Here is a 1,924-nt window from a genome sequence, read left to right on the forward strand (position 1 = left end):
TGACTCCCAACGCTTGCCGATTTCACTCCGATTTGAATTTTGTGTTTACGGTGCAGTGGCTTAGCTTGGGTGTTACAGCGTTGTCGCACCTTAATTGGGCGTTATGTGACCAGCTGAGAAAGTCGATAGATCCGTAATGTTAGGGAGTTTATAACTATGTTATTGGTAAATAAGGTGTTGTATGAAAAATCAAATGTTTGAACACTGGCAAAAAGTAAGAGAGCAGGGTTTTCTTGCTTGGATCTTCAAAAGTTGCTTCTTGATAACTACGTTCTACATCATATTCAATGTACTTCTTCAGTACTCATCATCATCGGCGGAAACTCTTTTTGAATACTTAAGCGAACAAGTTCTTAATTATTTTGTTTTCTCGGCTTTCATGTTCTTTGTGTATTGGGGGATTTGGTTGCATCGAGAGTCAAAATATCAAAAAGAGTCACAGCGCAGAAATGTCACATAACAAACAATTTAAGAGTGACTCCTAACGCTTGGCGATTTCACTCCGGTTTGAATTTAGTGTTTACGGTGCAATGGTTTAGCTTGGGTGTTATAGCGTTGTCGCACCTTAATTGGGCGTTATATTGCATAAGATTCAAGGGGTTAAATTATCCGTTTATCTTTGTTCTGCGTCCGAACTACACACCTGTTCTTTTCGTGAAAAATGCCATCAAAATGACCATCGCACGTAGAAAGTTTGACTGTTAATTAGCTGCAACGTCACGCAAGTCTCCTCGTTAGTAAGTTTTGTTGGCTCTAGTTCATTTTGCGCGGTTTCTTTTTGGTGGGAACTTCATTGAAAATCGTGGCTTCAGCGCACTTTGCTGTCAGGTTACTCGCTCGAATTCTTTGCTATTCTGGCTCTTCGAATGACTCCAATTCCAGTTAATTTCGCTTCTTAGTCAAGTGCGTTTTGTTGTCTATGATTGAGTTTCGAGCTGTCCATTTTACTTCTGAGTTCAAAGCCAGTAGATTTGTAATTAATTCAGCATCTTGGCGCTAAACTTGGCTCTGTCGTGCGGGCAATATAACAAACAATTTAAGAGTGACTCCTAACGCTTGGCGATTTCACTCCGGTTTGAAATTTGTGTTTACGGTGCAATGGTTTAGTTTGGGTTTTATAGCGTTGTCGCACCTTAATTGGGCGTTATAAATCCGAGTGAAGTTATGAAAAAATCGAAGAATAATTTGCTTCAACTAGAGGAAGCGCTAAACCATATTGAGCTACCACGTACCGACAAGGTCATGATTGCAAGCTCGTATTATTCAATATGCATGGAACATTACCGCTCAATTTTAACGTTACTTGAACTTCAGCTTTATAGTTCAGCAAGTGCTCTATTAAGGTGTCTTTTTGAAAGTTATGTAAAAGGTTTGTGGTTTTACTACTGCTCAGATGCAAAAGATATTGATCGACTTAGAAGAGACAAATTTGAAAAACCATTTGGGGCACTGGTAAGTGAAATCGAAGAGAAAAAAGGCAAGGGTCTATCAACAGCCAAGAAACATTTATGGCGAACTTTAAATGGATTAACACACTCCGGGGCAGGGCAAATTTCACGTAGAATATCTGACGAAACAATCGGTTCAAACTTTGATGAACCGTTTATTGAAGATGTGAAAAGGTTAACAAATAACTATGGTTTGTTGGTTTCCAGTGAGCTAGCGTTAATTAGCAATGACAGAAAAGCTCAAAATACTGTGCTAGAAGTTCAGGAAGCTTTAGGTTTCGTGAAATTGGATTTATAACAAAGCGTTTAAGAGCGATCCTCAACGCTTGCCGGTTTCGCTTCGCTCACAGTATGGCAAGCGCATCGTCACGCCTTAACGCGGCGTTGATATGACCCCCTTTGTCAAATATAAGCGTAGAAGTTTCTGCTCCCACATTTCAGAGCCTTTTGTTTATTTTGGGATAGTGTTAACGCAT

At 39.7% G+C, this 1,924-nt stretch carries 2 protein-coding genes; both read left to right on the top strand.

Going from position 1 to position 1,924, the window contains the following annotated elements:
• Positions 1–181 precede the first annotated feature (181 nt).
• Positions 182–460 carry a hypothetical protein gene (locus F0249_RS19785; protein WP_171757617.1) on the top strand — a complete coding sequence of 93 codons (279 nt, stop codon included), beginning with the start codon at positions 182–184 and terminating at the stop codon, positions 458–460.
• 704 nt (positions 461–1,164) lie between these two features.
• Positions 1,165–1,746, top strand: a complete 582-nt coding sequence (locus tag F0249_RS19790; protein ID WP_171757618.1) for a DUF5677 domain-containing protein — start codon at positions 1,165–1,167, stop codon at positions 1,744–1,746.
• Positions 1,747–1,924 lie beyond the last annotated feature (178 nt).

The organism is Vibrio sp. 03-59-1, assembly GCF_013114135.1.
Classification (GTDB): Bacteria; Pseudomonadota; Gammaproteobacteria; order Enterobacterales; family Vibrionaceae; genus Vibrio; species Vibrio cortegadensis.

Excerpts from the sequence above, each read along its gene's own strand:
- F0249_RS19790 (WP_171757618.1), top strand. The coding sequence starts at position 1,165 with ATGAAAAAATCGAAGAATAATTTGCTTCAACTAGAGGAAGCGCTAAAC.
- F0249_RS19785 (WP_171757617.1), top strand. The coding sequence starts at position 182 with ATGAAAAATCAAATGTTTGAACACTGGCAAAAAGTAAGAGAGCAGGGT.